Genomic DNA, 16,857 nt, shown 5'->3' on the forward strand with positions numbered 1-16,857 from the left:
AGCGTGAAAGCCAGTGCACAGGTTTGAGCAAGCGGGTTTCGGATGGGCATGGAAGGTACCTTTCAGAACTGCGGTGAACTGTTTCGCCTGGGCGCTTGGGGGCGCGCCCTCTACTGCTGCATCACCACAACGCTGACAGTCACACTCTGCACAGTGGCACCGCCTACGACGACGTTCACAGGAACGGCGTACGTGCCGGGCGATGCATTGGGCGATGCGGTTCCACACCCGCTCAGGCCGAGCGCGGTCATGGTCGCAAATGCAATCAGCAGCAGAGCCATAGGACTGAGTTGAAGCAGCCTTAACCTCGTTCTCCGCGAAGTCCAAAGAAGAGTCAGACCCAACAACCCGGCTAGTTCCAAAGGAGCACGCCTGCTCGGCAGCCCTGTCCGCCTCATGAGAGCCGTCGCAGTTGGGCCGGTGCTCACCGTTAGGGTGCTGCTGCCGCTGGTTACGCTTGACGACAGCGTGAGGGAGGGTGGGGCAAAGCTGCAGCTCACGTGGGATGGCAACGTGCCGCAGGTGAAGGTGACGATACCGCTGTAACCACCCGTGCCCGACAGACTAAGCGTCAAGGTTCCAGACTTGCCCGAGGTCACGGTTAGCGTTGCCGGATTGGCAGTTGCCGTGACGGCCGGCGTAACAACAGTCTCAGTAAGAGCAGGAGACACGCTTCCAGCGAAGCCCGCGTCGCCACTGTACTGCGCCGTCAGGCTGTAGCTACCCGCCGCGCCGAACGAGGTGGTCAAAGAGGCGCTTCCCGTCGCATCCAGGGTGGACACACCCAGCACTGCCGTACCGTTGTAGAAGGTCACCTTTCCGGTAGGAACGCCGGCGCTCCGCGCGACACTCGCGGTAAGTGTCACGTTCATGCCGGTGCCCGCCGTCGTATTTGAACTGGACAGTGTCGTGGTGGTGGGAGTCAGCGCCGCCATCACGGTGAACGGCACCGAAAACTGCACAGTTGCCTGGTTCTTCTCCGAGTCCTTGAGGATGTATGTGATCGTGTATGTTCCAGCCGTCTTGGGCCCCGGCGAATAAAGTGAGCCATCCGCCTTAGCCCCATACTCGCCTTTCACAGACGGGTCGGAACCAATAACGAGCCAAGTGTACGGCGGCAGCCCGCCCGTGGCGACCGGTGCTGGGGCTGCATATGCCTGGCCTACCGTCGCCACAGGCAGGGTGTAGGGGTTCGCCTTCAGGCTGGATGTGATCGTGAGTGCGTCGATCCCGGTGGCTGTAAGTGCCGGTTTGGAGGAGTCAGTCACCTGCACTTCGATCTGGAAAGGCAGGTCGTAATACTGGATGGGCTTGAAGGAGAAGCTGCCGTCACTCGCCAGCGTCATACCGGCTGGCAGTGTCGCTCCCGGGGCAACGGTCCAGGTGTACGGGGGCGTACCACCGCTCGCTTCGAACTGGTTGTCGCACAGCACGCCCACGGTGCAATCCACAAAGTCGCCGCCAATCACCATAAGCGGTGGTGCGACCGTCGAAATTGAAGTCGCCAGCGTCACGGTGTCCACAGGATTTTCCCCGTCCGTGATGGTGATCGAGAACGTGGCCTTCTCCCCTTTCGTAGGCTTCCCGGAAATGACGCCAGTGGTCGCGTTCAGTGTTAGACCTTCCGGCAGAGCACCGGCGGAAATGGTCCATTTGTACGTGCCGAAGCCACCCGTCGCGGTGAGCCCGCCCGTGTACTGCGTGCCCACGGTGGCGTTCTTCAGCGAACCACTCAGCATCAGGCTCTTGTCGATTGTGAGAGGCAAGACCCTGCCCGCCGTAAGCGCTGGTGTGGATGAATCCTGCACTGCGATCGTTGTCTGGTACGTGCCGAACTGGGTCGGCTTACCTGCAAGCAGACCGCTCGTCGGATCGATGGTGATGCCCGGAGGTAAGCCGTCGGCCACGAACTTGTAGGGCGATTTGCCACCGTCAATCAGGATGGGATTGGTGTAGGCCTTGCTCACAGACCCGTTCGGCAGGGACGACGTCGTGATCTGTAGTTTGCTGCTCAGGTTCAGCGTCACGAAGCCGGACGTTGTGCCGCCGCAGGTCAGCGCGTAGGTATACGTGCCATCCGCAGTGGGCGTCACCTGTGCCGAGCCATAAAAGCCGGTTGCATCCGTGGTGCCGCTTTGCTTGCCAGTCCAGGTTCCTGCGGCAGCGGGCACGTCTCCCTGCGCATCCGGCTGGACAAAGGCATAGCACTGGCTGGCGGTGAGCGAGTACGCGCCAGGCACCTTGTACTTTAGCGTGAGCGGCACACCCGGCTGAATGGAGCCGGTGATCGGGTTGCCGTTCCCATCGGCAAACGACAGCTGCACCGGCGCGGGCAGGTTCAAGTCGAGCATAGACAAGACACCGGGAACGGTTGCGGTTGTGTTCGCATTCTTTTCATAGTGGCTTGCTGCCGCGACGATCTTTCCATCGCTGCCTTGAGTAGGTTGTTGCGGAAACTGCCCTTTATCGCCTTCTACAAATTGCTGTACCACTTTGAAGGTGCCTGATGGCGTGACCTGCAGGATCGCCCCGCAGCCGTTGTGGTTTGAACCAAAGTAGGCCGCGCACGCGGAAAGATCGCCGCCGAGGACTGCTGAGGCATACAGGTTTCCATCGCTGCCGAAGATGGGTGGGCTGTTCATCACGAACGTATTCGTCGCGCTTGAGGTGTAGAGCGTCTGGAAGCTGCCCGACGTGCTTACCTTGAAGGCGGTGGCCGGCGCGTACGGATAGTGATTTGGACTACCTAAGGTCCAGCCGTACAGGTATCCATCCGGTCCCTGCGCAAGTCCAGTCGGATCGATACCCGCCGAATTGTCGGCAGGCAAAGCGTAGACCGTGCTGGTCACCCCGCTTGGCGTCATCTGGAAGATGTATCCGCCCTCCACCGTGCCGGAGTACAACGATCCGTAGAAATTATGATCGGCTCCCTGCACAAGTCTGTTGGTTGGGTATCCGGCTGTAAGAAGCGTCAGAAGATGAAAATCGCCCGTTGGAGAAATGTTGTATATGGCGCTGCCGTTGGTTATCCCAAACGTAGGCTCGTAAAAATAGCCATCATCACCCAGGATCGGTTGCGCAAGGCTCTCCGCCCCGGTGTCTGCGTCGCTGAAGAAGTGGACAGTGGAGAACGTGCCGGATGACCCGTTGGCGACGATCTTGAAGAAGGTGCCGCAGCCGCGGGTCGAGCAGCCGGACGTGCCTCCGCCCTGCGTCATTCCGTAGATGTTGCCGTCAGGGCCAATTACTAGCGGATTGGGGTCGAAGCCCTCCGTTCCGTCCGAGGCGAACGTATGAACAAGGCTGACGACCCCGGTCGGGGTGATCTGATAGATAGCGCCGCAATTTCCGGTGGTGTGGAAGAACACGGAGCCGTTACAGGAACTCGTCGGAGATGTAGCCGTGTAGAAATTGCCGTCCGCCGCCTGCACCGGGGTGCTGAGGGCGACCGGGGTACTATAGGCCGTGGTCGTTTGCGCCGCTGCGGTGGGCAGCCCACAGAGGCTCAGCGTGTACAACAGGCCCTGTGCGCTGGCAAACAGCAGAGGCAGCAAAGAAGCCTTTGTCGGACCTGCAAGGCGTACGATCCAGAATCGGCGCAACAGAGTCCGCGCGGTGCGGCAGAGGAGAAGAAGGAGAAGGGTCACGGGAGTCCTTACCTGCTGTGTTCGAAGTCACAGCTAGTCTGCTGGGACGATCTTTTGGGCGAAGATGTGTCCGCCAGCTTCGGGAGCAAGCTTCACACTTCACGCCTCTTGATCTGAACTCCGGCTGTTGTTTTCGACAAGCGGAGAGGCCGGACAACAAGCGGCAAGGTATGACAAAATCGCTCAAGTCGCTGCTTCAGCCACTTCTTAAGGACGAGACCCCGGTCTATCGGTGGGGAACACACACCATTTGGGCATGTCTATGACTTCGACACCGCAATCGACCTTGCGCGGCTGGAAAGAGATCGCGGCCCATGTAGGACGAGACGTTCGAACGGTCCAGCGTTGGGAAGACCGCGGACTGCCCGTGCGGCGGCTTCCCGGTGCTGAACGCGGCAATGTATATGCCCTCGTCTCGGAGCTCGATGCATGGCTGCACCCTCCGCTAGAGCAGCAGCAGACGGTGCAAGGTTCCAGTGGCGAAACGTTGTCGATACTTTCCGTGTCGGAAGCTGCTCCTGACGTAGCTCCCGTTCCAACGTCCATCCTCGTCGCGTCCACCCCACCTTCCGCAGGAAGAAGCCGCTCGCTTTACTGGCTGTCGGCTGTGTCCCTCGCCGCTCTGCTTGCGATCATCGTCGCAGTAGTCGCTCTTCGGCTGAGGGAGAGGCGCTCTGCGCAATCGTACAGCGGCCATACGGCAGAGCCAGCTGCCCACGACCTGTACCTGCGAGGACTCTACTTCTGCAGTAAACGAAATCCCGAGGGCCTGAAGCTGGCATTGAAGGCCTTCCAGAAAGCCACGCAGATCGACCCCTCGTACGGCGATGCTTATACGGGCCTGGCTCAAACGTACGAATTGCTGCCCGAGTACACAGATACGAAGGTTGCCCAAGCCTTTCCGCAAGCGTTGACCGCTGCACGTCGTGCAGTACAGCTATCTCCAAACTCCGCCGACGCTCATCGAGTACTCGGGTTCGGATTGTTCTACTGGGAATGGAAGACCGATCTTGCCGAGAAGGAGTTCCGCCTGGCGGAATCACTCGACCCGAAAAACAGCGAGACCTTTCACTGGCATGCGGACGCGCTGCTGACACTCCGCAGGATGCCTGAAGCCGGCCAGCTGATCGCGCACGCCAGAGAACTCGATCCGAATTCGAGTTCCATTCTTGCCGATCAAGCCCTGATCGAATCCATCGGTAGCTCCGACATCACGCTTGTGGTACGACAACTGCAAGAACTGCAAGCCGCAGAACCTCAACTGTCGTCTCCCAGCAGGTATTTGTCCGATATCTTCTTCGACCATCGCCTCTACAGCTTGTATGTGCAGTCGCTCGAAACGACCGCCAGCCGGTTTCACGCCCCGATGGACACGACCTTATCTACGGTCGCCTCAAACGGCTGGTCGAATCATTCGGAAACGCAATTACTGAAGGCATTGCAGGCGTATCGTGAAGGCCAACCCGACGCGAGTGCGGGAACTGAAGTTCCGCTTGCCCTGATTTGCTTCCGACTTGGCGATACATCCGCAGGCGTCAAAGCACTCGAGAGAGCCTATGCCCTCAACGATTTCCGAGTCATAAGCGAACTGCTCGCTCCCGCTGTGCCGACTTTGACTTCGGTTCCCGCTTTTCAGCAGATGCGGAGCACCTTGTTGGAGCGTATGCGCGCGACTTCATAACGCTACGGCTGCGTTTACACATCTGAGGCCTTGCGCATTTCGAACAGAGCGCCGTCTTCGCATTGACCAGAAGCTCGGCCTTGACGACGCTACAGAAAACAAAATAGGTCGTTGACGTCCGGTAAGGTGGATTCTGTATGGTCGTTACAATCAGCTCATGAGCAGCCAGCCGGCCCTTCATAGTCTCGTTGCAAATGGACGTCTGACTCCAATGGATTATGACCGAGGCCCACAGCTCGAAGCAAACGATAGCAGATGTTATGAAGCCTCCGTTGCGAATGCTCGGAGCCCGTGCACAAGCGATCGAACGCTGAATCCTTAGCTCCAAAGCTTGGTATCGGTGTGGTGTATGCCGCGACCCTCCGCTCGTCTACGACGTCTTTCACCGACAAACTTACGTCGACGATCAGCGGTGAACAGAGACGAAGCGAGATCGTAGATGTCGTAAGCCATAACGGCTGCACCGCTCCTACTCCATTCCCTCATAGCGTCGCGCTCGTCAGTCAGTCAAACAAATCGATGCGCGCTTGCTCAAGCACTTCGTAGGGAATTTGCACTGCTTCCACAACCGAAATGAAGCGCTGCGCATGCTGCGGGTCTTTCATCACGGCCTCGGCGGCAGCGAGAACCTCCGGAGGCATCCTCAGGCTTCGCAATGTGTCCCGGACCGCGTCCGCGTTTAGCGGCTCTATAAGGTCTGCACCACCGGTGCCGGACGGGCGGAGCGACGTCCTTCCGGTGACGCGGAGACTATAGGGTTGATCGCCACGTTCCCTGCTCCGGCGTAGCGCTAGGCTGCAAAGCATATCCGTTCTCACTTCGGTTGGGTTTAACAAGCTCATTAAGCGCGTCTTAGCGGTGCAGGCTGTTTTCCGATTCGGAAGTGCTCTGGAGGTGCGATCGCAGCAAGCTGACAGGCGGCCTCAATGAATCAACTTTAGATTGTCCACCCTACCTAAGACGCATCCTCAACGCGATCGCGAAGGAAAGAGATTGTGCTGTTGTGCAACGTCACGTAGTCTCGATAACGCTGAATGTGCTCGTCGAGGGTGCCGGGAGTGATGCTCATTTGCCCAAGCAGCAGTCGAGCTAAGATTTTCTCGTTTATCGCCTTCTGCTTTTCGTGATGCGCGATGAGATGGTGCGTCGTCATGGGAGAAGTATGCCCGATATCGCTTGCCGAATGAAAGCAGAATGGTCAACAAGGGCAGCGGGTGGCGAGCTCATTTCCTTGGCTGAGTAAATGGATCGCCCTACCCGCTACCACGATTACCCATCCCAGCTAGGGATATGTTGTTGTAGCGAAGATTATTTTGGTAAGAATTGACGTTAGTCACCAAAAGAGCTCTGGCAACTCGCGGTCATTTTATTGTTTCTGGTATTTTGTTATCGACCTCTCGATGAGTGGATGGGTTTGACGGCAAATGAGCAGCAGTTCTGCATTTCTTTCGCATCTCTCCCCCTCTCTGCGCGACAGTCTGGAGTCCATTGCGCAGTTGGAAAGCACGTCGATAGACGATCTGCTGGTCATCGCTATACAGAAAAGGTCGCCCGTTTCGAACACGCCGCATGGTTATCCCACCAGACCTCCTGGATGGAAACTGCGTTGGCTGTCCGCAAGGCCAGAGAACTCACCCTGCGACGAGACGCCGAATCCTCGAATCCCCTCTCCGACAGTACGTCGCTGTCATCTCAGCAGAATGATGAAGAACTTGATCTTCGAATGCTGCCACTTCCGATGCGGTACCTTGTACCAGCTTGTGAACTAGGCTCGTATCCACGCCTAAGACGAGGATACCGGCGATGGTTCCATCGGCCGCGCGTCGTGCTCTGTACGCGTAATCGATGAACTTGTCTTCCAGTGACTCTCCCTGCGTCGGAACAAACGAAAAGCGAGTGCCCCGCTCCACCAGAGCCTCGCCGCTCGCGTAAACGCGATCAAGCCGGTCCATGCAAGCCGTCCCTACAAGTTCAGGTACACCGTCTGCGACGCGTTTGCCGACTAGCGCGCGATTACCAAGAAGGTCACGGTAAGCTTGATTGACCAACTCGAAGACGTGGTCCGGCCCACTTAAAAGCGCGAGGAAAACTGGGGCGCTCTCGAAGAGGTTTGCCAACTTTTGGCGCTTTTCGTTTCCTAAGGCCTTCGGCTCGTTCAACCCCTTGCCCTCAAGCTCAGGGAGGCCTACTGCCTAGAACGCCCGCCGCTGCTCCCCAAGCCAAGCCGAATGTTCGGATCGGGCAATCTTCTCTGCTATCGCCACCACCAGCAGAGCGTCTACCGCGATGCCCTCAGCCAATGAGAGGGATTCGAGACTTTCACACAAGGACGGTGTTAGTCCATGCAGCAGAGATTGGGCCTTATTCATGAAGGTTCCATTATTCGAGTCTGTAACAGTTTGATGGAATGTCCAAGTAATCGGGCGCCGCGGAGGGCCCAAGTTATGGACTCTAGCGCCAGGCTCCTAATTTTCCGCAGGCTACGAACTCACAGATGTCTATGCTCTGCCTGACCTGAGATGCGTGCTAGTTCTCGCCGGCTGAGAGTTCATTTTGCAGCTGAGCCAAGGCGGCATCGAGGAGTTCGTCCTGCAATTGCAGAACCGCGGCGTCCAGAAGTTCCGTCTCCAATCGGAGCTCCGCAGCGGATCGAAGGGGCTCTAGTTGATCTGTACTGAAGAGAGCCGCACTCGCGTCAGCGAATGTTACGAGTAGGCCAGTCGGAAGGACTTCCGCGGCCACAATCCTGCGGTTATGTAGATCCATTCGGAATTTTTATCCAAAAGGGACGGGAGCGATCTTCCGCCTACCCGACACTAGTCCAATCTTGCAGACGCCTCTGCAGCCAACGCTTGCTGAGGGGCTTCGCATCGTTCGCACCTTGCGATGTGCTCACGATAGGTCTTCCATTCGTTGGAGGCCACATGGAGTGATGGGGCATCCAGTCGGATCTTGCATCTTAAATAGGCCTCACGGAATGTATAGAGTCTCAACTCAACCGACTCAGCAACCTGCAGATGTGTTGTGCCATCCATCTATCCGGTGACGGCTGGCCCTCTTATCCAGGAACGCTGGGAGCGTGTGGGCAGCACATAACCTGCGACCAGCCGCCGCCTCCAACCTACTTTCCGTGATCTCTATGCCCGCACCAACATTCACCGCTCCCATGGAATGCCTTGCGGTGAAGAGATTGCCTGAGGGCCCGGCTTGGACCTACGAGATCAAGCTCGACGGTTACCGTGCTCAGGCTATCCGAGGCAGCAGTGGCGTGCAGCTCTTTTCTCGCAACGGCAAGCCTCTCACGGAACAGGCTCATGGCCCATGTTCTGCTCTGAAGCTACTGTTACCGACCGGTACTTCTGTCGACGGCGAATTGTGCGCGTTGGATACTGCCGGCCGTCCCAGTTTTCAGCTCATGCAGAACCGCAAGAGCCGATATTCGCGACTCGTCTTCTACGCGTTTGACCTGTTGCACCTGAGCGGCAAAAGCATGCTGGCTAAGCCACTCTACGAACGCCGGCAACTGCTAGCTAAGCTGTTCGAAGGTGCGTCCGGTGACGCGCAACTCGCCATCAGTGTCCAGGTGCCATTGCAGCAGATGCTCGACACGGTACGCGCTCACTCGCTTGAAGGCGTCATAGCGAAGAGGCTCAATGAACTTTACGAGCCTGGAAAAAGATCAGGCTTTTGGATGAAGCAACGCATGAACATGGCACAGGAGTTTGTCGTCGGCGGCTACACGCCCAGCGACAATGGTGTCGATGCCTTGCTGCTCGGCTTCTACCGCGACGACAAGCTGTTCTTCTGCTCAAGCGTGCGCAACGGCTTCGTGCCTGCCAGTCGTCGATCGATCTTCCAGCAGCTAAGGCCGTACCTTACAGAAGTCATGCCCTTTGCGAATCTGCCCGAGAAGAACCCCGGTCGATGGGGGCAAGGCCTGACCGCAGAGAAGATGCGCAACTGCGTATGGCTGCGACCAGAGATGGTCGCGCAGTGCGAGTTCCTTGAGTGGACGGACAACGACCACCTGCGCCACGCCAGCTTCAAAGGTCTACGCCCCGACAAAGACGCGAGGGCAATCACTAAGGAAGAAGCTCAGTAGCTGAAAGCCCTTTGGCCTGCTGACTCGTTTGCCGACGGTGCTAGATTGGAGTCTCGACGGCGAAGAGACTTCGGATGGTTCTGGATCGCCACAATGGCGTGCGCTGCAAACTCACCTTTTTCCCCGCAGAACGTCATGCTCTGAAGTTATACGATCCGCCGCGGAATATCAGCAGCGGCGAACTGGTGACAATTTTGAACCGAGTTGGCAGGATGGATCTGGCCGATAGATTCGTCACGGAACTCATCTCCGGAAAGAACGCCGAAGGCGAACTGACCGACGACGAAGCGACGCACCTCTTCGACACGCTCAGGTGAGACGCAGGGTTCCTATGCGGCGCTCCAGTGCTACGCTGGCGACATGCGCAAACTGATCACCTTGCTGTGCCTTGTGAACACAAGCGCATACTGCGGCATCATTCACAATGAAGCTAAGAGCACTGCGGTCGTTTACCGAGTACACGCAGGGCATGCAGCGATAGGCGCAGACAGCACTGTTTACGGATCTGGCGTTACTCGGGTAGGAATCTGTAAGTTGGCCATAGCCGAGGGATCTGAAGCTATCCTCGCGACCGGCAATATCGAGCTTTTCGATGGCGTATGGATGCGTGACGTCCTGCGAGAATCAGTCCTTGAAGCTCATCCTTTTGATCAGGTTTCTGCGAATGCCATCTTCCGGACGGTGGAGGGCAAGGTCACACAACGCCTGGGCGTACCCGGTGTGACAGCATGGCCTCAGACGGAGTGGACGAGTTTCCTTGTTATCTTCCGGGACAAGAAGAAAAACGGAGCTTTTGTCATTTTGAAGGGGAGAGGCTCGATGGTCGGATCCACATTCCGCTTCTTCGAGAAATCTATCGAGACCGTTGAGGAGTCTCAGGGTGCTTTGGAATGGGGCATCCCTCTCCTGAAAGCTGGCAATACTACGGAAACCGCGGCTCTTGCCGCTGAGCGCCTTAAGCTCCAATCTGTCCAAGACCCTTACAGCTTTGTCGAACAAGCCATTCAAGGGGCCATTAAATTTTTCCCCAGACAAGTTGGAGGAGAGGTCGAATCTGTCGGCATTTACGGCTTACACGCTTTCTGGCATGACCAGGGTGATTACTGTCCCGCCAGAGGTCTCGGGCGCTAATCCACAATCCCCAAAGTCTTCGGCTTTTACTTCGCTGCACACTTTACCTTCATAAGAGGCGAGCGTGCATCGACTAGGCGTCAGCGCGAGACAGGAAAGACCTGCTGCGGGCTCGGAACACCATCCCGCCGCAGCACCCATACCGGGAGCAGCTGTGCCGGAAGCGCGAGGCCGCGGTGACCTACAACGTCTACGCTCGCTTCTAGCGTGAGGGTCTGGTCTGGCGCGTCACACCCACTGACATGCGCGGCGAATCCCGCATGCAAACCCGACGTTCGCGAGCCGAGACCAGCTCGAGGCCTCGGCCGGAGCGTGGGGCGCCATGGTAGACCTCACAGCTAGGCAAGCTCTCGACAAGAATTCGCATTCGCGCCGTGGCTTCCAGATGGTGTTAGATAGTTCCAGTTTGACAGAGTGTCGATGGGTCCATAGCTGGTACGCTCGAGCATGGCAGCCACAACGTTCCTTCGCACTGAGGCCGGGTTTCGAGTGATATATGCGCATGGTGCGGCTAGAACGATCGCGAGGGACGGAATCGATGCGATCTTCAGTGATCTCCAAATCGTCGGCGAGAACCAAGCACAAATATTGCGACTAGCAAGTGGCCAGAGCATGACTGTCGTCGTCGACGATGACAACTGAGGTTGCGCCCCTACGGAAGGTTGATCCGTAAAAGCTGGAGGATGCCGAGGCCGACAATTGCAAGACAGGTTGACATGGCGTCGGGACCTACCGATCTGATGTCATAAGCTTCGGCCAGCGCGCGGGCTCTCCTTTTCTGAAATACTCTTCGGGGGGCGGGAATTGCACAGAGCGCATGTCCAGAGGTGCTCTTGATAGTCCGTCCACGCGGCGGACGCGCACGCTCCAGTCTTGGTTGGAAGCGGACTCTGTGCCCAGACCTGCCTCAGCGATGATGCGATTGCGCAGCGATGTTTCATGAATTAGCAATAGCCCATAACAAACACGCCTGACCGTCCGCTGGGGAACAAAATGCGATAGAGTTATCGCTTTTTCTCGAAGGCATTGACTTGGCTGTCGAAGGCTCACATTTGCGGACGCGTTGCAGCCGGAGTTCATTTAGCGCGCGAAGCGTTCGAAACGCGTGTGACGTGCGGGTGGGTGCGCGTGAGGAGTTCCGGACGGTTTCGCGCAGGCGAGCGCGTGCCGCCAACGGGGCACCTGCTCGTACGCTTAGGCCCGTCTTTGTGGAGCGTTGCCTCCCATCAATGCGGCATTGAGCTCATGCCGCAGGAATCGGTAGAGGGTGCAGCGGCCGCCACCTGGCAGCTACGAACTCCTACGACACGCCGCGGCGTGTCGCAAGTGGGGGGCTTGTGAAGTTGTTAAAACGCATTGGAAGGAATGAGCTCGCGGACGCGTTCCTTGCGCAGCCCATAGCGGGAAAGCGAGCTGATGCTGCGATCAGTGACCACGGAGCTGCACACCTCTTCGATTCGCTTTAGCGGGCTGCGAGGTTCCTCACGCTAGGCTCCGGTGCTACATGGCGAGATGGAATCCTGCTTTGTTCTGTCCATCGAATCCGACGGAGAACTGAGCTTGGTCACGTACTCCGTGGAAGGAGTACTCAGCGACGGCCAGCGAATGGTCTTGCGCCATCCGACTCCTACCGCGATCGGTCAAATCGTCAGAGCACTGAATGTGACGGAAGCACTCGAGCCAGCGATGATCGAGGCAATCAACCACCTCAAGGGCTCGTATCGACTGTACATCGATATAGAAGAAGGCTCTGCGATGAGGTTCGTCGACGCCCGTAAGGGCCCTTGGTCCACGCGTCCGAACCAATAAGCAGCTTCCACAGCCCCTACATCTTGTGGCTTCATCTTCGCCGATTTTTCGCCTAAGCTCTCGTCATGGGAGGCGAGCGTGCGTCTACGACCCGTCAGCGGGAGCGAGGGAAGATCTGTTGTAGGTGCCGGAGCAGCATTCCGCCGCCGTATCCGGGGCGGGAGCGCCGTTGCGCCAAGTGTGAGGCCGCGGTGACCCGCCACGTCTACGCGCGCTTCTGGCGTGAGGGCCTGGTCTGGCGAGTCGCCTTCAGCGACATGACCGGAGAGCACCGCATGCGTGATCTGACCTTCGCTAGTCCGGAGAAGATCGAAGCCCTGGCCCAGCGCGGCGGCGCGATGAAGGATCTGGCCGCCAAGCAGGGTATTGCAGTCGGCATCCGCAACGGCGCCGGCGGCTTCACGATGATTCTGGACAACAATCAGTTCGCTAAGGTGTCGCTGGGAGCGAAGTGGTAGGCTGGTGCCCACGGAGAACTCATGAAGCTGGTCGAAATTGGTTCTTACGCAATCAATCCTTTGTCTGTTGAATACGTCACGACCGTCATTGCCACAGAGCGCGTGCCAAATCAGAATAGTCAGCACGCGCTCATCGTATTTAACGGGGGCGATAAGCTCAATATTGAAGGCAAGAGCCAATACGAATGTGTCCAGCTCATTAACGCGGCATTGGGCAATTAACACGAGCGGACCTCCGAACGCTTCTCCTCACCCGATGGTTACTGCCTTTAGTACCGGTAAAGATACGCAGTCGAAAGATCTCGATTAGAAGCGGCGTCAGCAAGAAAAGTTCCCCTCTCACAACGATGGTTAACTGCCTTGTCTTTCCCTAAAGTGAAAATCTGAACTGCGGTTGTGTTTCGCGGACCAACAGGCGGTCTGCGACGGGTAGGCTTTAAGGATCTACCCCGCCCCCATAGACCTAGGTCGAACGTATAAAGCTCTTGCCTGAGCCGGAAACGCTCACGTCGCGGACAGCCCGCCCGAGTCGCCAGTTACGACTGGAGTAACCATGACGAAGGCGAGAGACTGGGCAGAGCGGTAGCCATCGACAATCCGCGCCCCTAATGTTCTTTCTTGCTGGATTTGCATTTGCCTGTTCTAGTTCTGAGCTGGCTTTCGCTACTCGCGCCATGATAGGAGAAGGTCGAACTGGATGGCTCCCTTCCGGTTTGCCTTGCTGTCTGCGTTCAGCGTGCCGCGCCAAGAGCATCCACGCCCTTCGGACGCACGCTCTCCCTCCTGGAACCCGCTACGCACCTCTGCGAGGTATGGACTCCTTGCCCCAGGCAAGCTGGGGTCCCTTTCCGTAGCTTCCATTCAGTCGCCGAGGGAGTGGATGGCGACGGCACACCCGTTGGGCAAGCATGTACCGCAGACAGCGGACAAACCAGAAGAAACGGAGCCAAACACCATGTTCAACAAAGTCATCCTCATCGGCCGCCTCGGACAAAACGCAGAAGCCAAGACCGCTCAGAACAAGAACGAGTACGTCATCCTCAACATCGCTACCCAGGAGAGCTGGAAGAACGACAAGGGAGATTACGAGAACCGTACCGAGTGGCACCGCGTCTTCGCCTGGAGCAATCTCTCGAAGTTCGCAAAGACTCTCCAGAAGGGGCAGCTCATCACTCTGGAAGGGACACTCCGGTATCGCGAGGTGACCGAAGACGTCGAGGGTGTCCCGTTTAAGCACCGCATCGCAGAGATCCATGCCATCAGCATGAAGCGGCTCTCGAAAGTCGAAGCCGCTGATGATCCTGCGGATGGCGTCAGCGAGTAACAAAGAGGTGGACGAGCTTGTCACTCATCCACCTCTTCGTACCTCTTGAATCTCGTCCGCCTGCTACTCGACGGATTTCTTTGCGGCCGCCCAACGTATTTTCTGGGCAGCTGCGATGCGAGCCTTGCCCTCCGCACTCATCGTGCGCTTCGCGCCGGCCTTCGCTGGGGCCACGACCTTTTTCGGGCGGCCTGGGCCACGCTTGGAAGCAGCGGGCTTCGCCACAGTCTTCAAAGGCGCTGCGACCTTCTTCGGGCGCCCAGGACCGCGCTTAATTGCGGCCGGCTCGGAGTAGCCACCGAGAAGAGCGCGGGCTTGCTGAAGCTTGGTAATTTCGGCATCGATAGCAGAGAGAATCTGATTGGTGTTCATTAGTTAGCTTAGATGCACAGTAAGCTTTGAGGCGGCCACGACTACTCGACCTTGTCTGCTTCAAGTTCTCCGATTACAGGCGCGAGGATTTCAGACCGAGTGTCAGCGAAGGCTTCTGCATTCACCTGCAAGGCAATTTGCCCTAAGCGCTTCGTCGTCACATCGTCGAATGCCGCTGCTTCTTTTAAGAAGTCGAGAATGCCATCTTCTCCCAACTGCGTGGCCAGCGCCAGCGTTGCTCTGTAAGCTCCGAGCCTATGAAACTCCAAGCGCTGCAAGTGGACCAACAGCGTTGCATCGAGGAGATTCCCTTTTTCAAGACGCTCCAGTGCATCATCGCATTCGGACAACATTGCCTTCACAGAGCGGCTCTCTGCTCCAGCTGCCCTTCGGTCGAGGAATATTAGCGCCGACTTGAGGTTTTTTGTGTGGCTCTTTGCCTGAGCGGCCTGCTGGTCGAGCATCAACACCAGTTCCTTCGTGGCGACCTTCTTCTTCAATAACGGAAACGTCTTCGAGATCAAGGACTCAGCTGCATACAGCGCTTCAACCTCATCAGCGAAGAGGCTTCTGAAGCCTGAGTTGGGCATGACTATCTCTTTCGTTCGTACGGTCCTGGCGCAGTTTGCCTTGGGTGAATTGGCATAATCGGGGTCTACTCCACTGCAATCCCCGAGCAGCAGAGAACCGCGGAGCAGATCAGCCGACAGGAGATGCGGGCTATACAAAGAGGCTGTTTAAGTCCGCGGTATGCGCTGCTCGCGAGCCCAGAGATCGAGCTCTTCGCCGACGACCAGGTGCATGGTGGACTCAGCCCATCGTCCAAAGGCTTCCGATGCCTGCAGGAGATGCAAATGCAAAGCTTCTTGACCGATTGAAGGTACCGGCCCTGGGAAGAACATTACCCCTGTCGGGACATGACTATCGTCCGTCTCTATAGTCTCTTCACGCAGCGGCAGAGATGCAGGCGCGCCGGTCATCTCACGTACGGCTTCATCGCAGAGCGCCATGAGGCGTCTATCCAATGTGTCCCGGCGGGTCTGCTGCGCATCCAGTGACGATGCCTGCTTTGCATCTGCTTCATCGGTGAAGTGCAGTTCCAGATACGCGGCTGCCTTTTCCCCAAGCACTGCGGAGGTAGAACGATCAGGATCAAGTCCCATCCCGCTTGGTGATGACCATGCGACCAGCTGAAGCGTGCAGGGAGGAAGCCCGTGATTCCGCTGCGCGACTGCTTTCAGGATCTCCAACCCGCTTACAAGGCCGACGTGATGCTGCAGAAGAGTGTCTGAACCTTGGTTGAGGAGGCTTCCAAGCACAACAGCCTGATCGCTCTTGCCGGGGACGGTGATCCAGGTGTTTCCTGTCTCATCGCAATGATGTTCAAACGTAAGTTGCTGCAGTTGATCTTGAAACCACGCGCTTGCTGAGCGGGCTGCAGATCCCCCGTCTCCATCAGTCCAGTCGCCGAGTTCTTTTAGGTGGGCCGCTACAGCTTTCGAGTTGATCATGTTCTTAGCTGACCCACTCGGGCTCGCTCTGTCAAGGCAGGTGCATTGAGCGCATACATCGCTTTTCGATGCGGGAACAATGCGCTATGCGTTGCGGCCAGGCTCACCATCGAAGTCTGACAACAACAGATGAAAGCTCACTGCTGCGAGCCGAGCCGCCCGGGGACGATCAATGACCAAACGTGGGGCTGATCTGCTCTATTCTCCAGATGGGGCCCCCAAGATAGAGCTGTCCTTCCTCGCGAATGAAGGCAGGCGGATCGCCAGCCATAATCCAGATGTGGAAGTCCTCAGGCTCCTTGCCAATGACCGGCGCGATTATGCCAGTGATACCGCCCAGCTCCACGTGAATTTTGAAATCCGTGGCTTTACGTTGCACTCCACCCGCGCTGAAGACCATAACCCCTATCGGCTTTATGGAAAGGTGAATCAATCGAGGCTTGTCGCCGGGTGCAACATACGAAACTTTCGTTTCGGCCGCAGAAGCAGAGATGTTCAGCAGAAGGTTTGGGGGCAGCCCATTGGCGACATCGAGTGGCAGATCCAAATGTTCCTCCTTGACCTTGCCATCTCCGTCCCGTGAGGTGATCGTTCCTGACAGCCCATCGATCAATACATCGATGGGCTTTGGAAATGACGGCCCCTTCTGGATGTGGTGGTCGCTGACCAGCCGGAACATTCCCCGTTGCGTGAAGATCGTGCGGTCGTCATCCACGGAGCCGTCCCGAAAACGAAAGATGAGCTGGGATGTCACCCTAGTGCCTCGCACGGTCTGTGTTACTTCCCCCGTTGCAATCTGTTTTCCCTCCAAGGTCTTCAACG

General features: G+C 57.4%; 14 protein-coding genes. 7 read left to right on the forward strand and 7 right to left on the reverse strand.

Translation table 11 applies throughout. The features are described from left to right. Positions 1 to 110: 110 nt before the first annotated feature. Positions 111 to 3,554, reverse strand: coding sequence for a choice-of-anchor tandem repeat GloVer-containing protein (locus BLW03_RS05050; RefSeq protein ID WP_139285103.1), 3,444 nt, complete (start codon positions 3,552 to 3,554; stop codon positions 111 to 113). A gap of 700 nt (positions 3,555 to 4,254) precedes the next feature. Here BLW03_RS05050 and BLW03_RS20335 point away from each other — a divergent pair. Beyond that, entirely contained in the window at positions 4,255 to 5,328 is a 1,074-nt protein-coding gene (locus BLW03_RS20335) for a tetratricopeptide repeat protein (RefSeq protein WP_212733140.1), read from the forward strand. Positions 5,329 to 6,283: 955 nt separating this feature from the next. On the opposite strand, the gene BLW03_RS20810 is transcribed toward BLW03_RS20335, so the two are convergent. Beyond that, the gene (locus BLW03_RS20810; protein WP_074652635.1) at positions 6,284 to 6,481 is read right to left on the reverse strand and encodes a hypothetical protein; all 198 of its coding nucleotides are present in this window, start codon (positions 6,479 to 6,481) and stop codon (positions 6,284 to 6,286) included. Between the two features lie 478 nt (positions 6,482 to 6,959). Beyond that, the gene (locus BLW03_RS21310) at positions 6,960 to 7,487 is read right to left on the reverse strand and encodes a PAS domain-containing protein (protein WP_074652636.1); all 528 of its coding nucleotides are present in this window, start codon (positions 7,485 to 7,487) and stop codon (positions 6,960 to 6,962) included. A gap of 980 nt (positions 7,488 to 8,467) precedes the next feature. On the opposite strand from BLW03_RS21310, the gene ligD reads away from it, so the two are divergent. The 6 genes from ligD to BLW03_RS05110 all read left to right on the forward strand — a co-directional run bounded on the left by ligD (position 8,468) and on the right by BLW03_RS05110 (position 14,152). Further along, a complete protein-coding gene (gene ligD, locus BLW03_RS05075; RefSeq protein ID WP_139285105.1) occupies positions 8,468 to 9,430 on the forward strand; it encodes a non-homologous end-joining DNA ligase in 963 nt (320 codons plus the stop codon). Between the two features lie 74 nt (positions 9,431 to 9,504). Then, positions 9,505 to 9,747: a hypothetical protein gene (locus tag BLW03_RS05080; protein ID WP_074652639.1), complete on the forward strand. Its 243-nt coding sequence runs from the start codon at positions 9,505 to 9,507 to the stop codon at positions 9,745 to 9,747. Between the two features lie 43 nt (positions 9,748 to 9,790). Then, positions 9,791 to 10,561 (forward strand): hypothetical protein, encoded by a 771-nt coding sequence (locus BLW03_RS05085; RefSeq protein WP_074652640.1) that lies wholly within the window; start codon positions 9,791 to 9,793, stop codon positions 10,559 to 10,561. 2,000 nt (positions 10,562 to 12,561) lie between these two features. Further along, complete coding sequence (locus tag BLW03_RS05100; protein WP_083350342.1) at positions 12,562 to 12,828, forward strand: hypothetical protein; 267 nt, start codon at positions 12,562 to 12,564, stop codon at positions 12,826 to 12,828. A gap of 21 nt (positions 12,829 to 12,849) precedes the next feature. Further along, positions 12,850 to 13,050 (forward strand): hypothetical protein, encoded by a 201-nt coding sequence (locus BLW03_RS05105; RefSeq protein WP_074652644.1) that lies wholly within the window; start codon positions 12,850 to 12,852, stop codon positions 13,048 to 13,050. A gap of 658 nt (positions 13,051 to 13,708) precedes the next feature. After that, the gene (locus tag BLW03_RS05110) at positions 13,709 to 14,152 is read left to right on the forward strand and encodes a single-stranded DNA-binding protein (protein ID WP_244501967.1); all 444 of its coding nucleotides are present in this window, start codon (positions 13,709 to 13,711) and stop codon (positions 14,150 to 14,152) included. Between the two features lie 63 nt (positions 14,153 to 14,215). On the opposite strand, the gene BLW03_RS05115 is transcribed toward BLW03_RS05110, so the two are convergent. The 4 genes from BLW03_RS05115 to BLW03_RS05130 all read right to left on the reverse strand — a co-directional run bounded on the left by BLW03_RS05115 (position 14,216) and on the right by BLW03_RS05130 (position 16,750). Next, positions 14,216 to 14,524 carry a hypothetical protein gene (locus BLW03_RS05115; RefSeq protein WP_074652645.1) on the reverse strand — a complete coding sequence of 103 codons (309 nt, stop codon included), beginning with the start codon at positions 14,522 to 14,524 and terminating at the stop codon, positions 14,216 to 14,218. A gap of 41 nt (positions 14,525 to 14,565) precedes the next feature. Further along, positions 14,566 to 15,114: a DUF892 family protein gene (locus tag BLW03_RS05120; RefSeq protein ID WP_074652646.1), complete on the reverse strand. Its 549-nt coding sequence runs from the start codon at positions 15,112 to 15,114 to the stop codon at positions 14,566 to 14,568. Between the two features lie 147 nt (positions 15,115 to 15,261). Beyond that, entirely contained in the window at positions 15,262 to 16,035 is a 774-nt protein-coding gene (locus tag BLW03_RS05125) for a zinc-binding metallopeptidase family protein (protein ID WP_074652647.1), read from the reverse strand. A gap of 169 nt (positions 16,036 to 16,204) precedes the next feature. Next, on the reverse strand, positions 16,205 to 16,750 hold the full coding sequence (locus BLW03_RS05130; protein WP_244501968.1) for a hypothetical protein: 546 nt from the start codon (positions 16,748 to 16,750) through the stop codon (positions 16,205 to 16,207). Between the last annotated feature and the right edge of the window lie 107 nt (positions 16,751 to 16,857).

The organism is Terriglobus roseus (assembly GCF_900105625.1).
Taxonomy (GTDB): Bacteria; Acidobacteriota; Terriglobia; order Terriglobales; family Acidobacteriaceae; genus Terriglobus; species Terriglobus roseus_B.

Excerpts from the sequence above, each read along its gene's own strand:
- BLW03_RS05120 (WP_074652646.1), bottom strand. The coding sequence starts at position 15,114 with ATGCCCAACTCAGGCTTCAGAAGCCTCTTCGCTGATGAGGTTGAAGCG.
- BLW03_RS05110 (WP_244501967.1), top strand. The coding sequence starts at position 13,709 with ATGGCGACGGCACACCCGTTGGGCAAGCATGTACCGCAGACAGCGGAC.
- BLW03_RS05105 (WP_074652644.1), top strand. The coding sequence starts at position 12,850 with ATGAAGCTGGTCGAAATTGGTTCTTACGCAATCAATCCTTTGTCTGTT.
- BLW03_RS20810 (WP_074652635.1), bottom strand. The coding sequence starts at position 6,481 with ATGACGACGCACCATCTCATCGCGCATCACGAAAAGCAGAAGGCGATA.
- BLW03_RS05080 (WP_074652639.1), top strand. The coding sequence starts at position 9,505 with ATGGTTCTGGATCGCCACAATGGCGTGCGCTGCAAACTCACCTTTTTC.
- BLW03_RS05085 (WP_074652640.1), top strand. The coding sequence starts at position 9,791 with ATGCGCAAACTGATCACCTTGCTGTGCCTTGTGAACACAAGCGCATAC.
- BLW03_RS05115 (WP_074652645.1), bottom strand. The coding sequence starts at position 14,524 with ATGAACACCAATCAGATTCTCTCTGCTATCGATGCCGAAATTACCAAG.
- BLW03_RS05125 (WP_074652647.1), bottom strand. The coding sequence starts at position 16,035 with ATGATCAACTCGAAAGCTGTAGCGGCCCACCTAAAAGAACTCGGCGAC.
- ligD (WP_139285105.1), top strand. The coding sequence starts at position 8,468 with ATGCCCGCACCAACATTCACCGCTCCCATGGAATGCCTTGCGGTGAAG.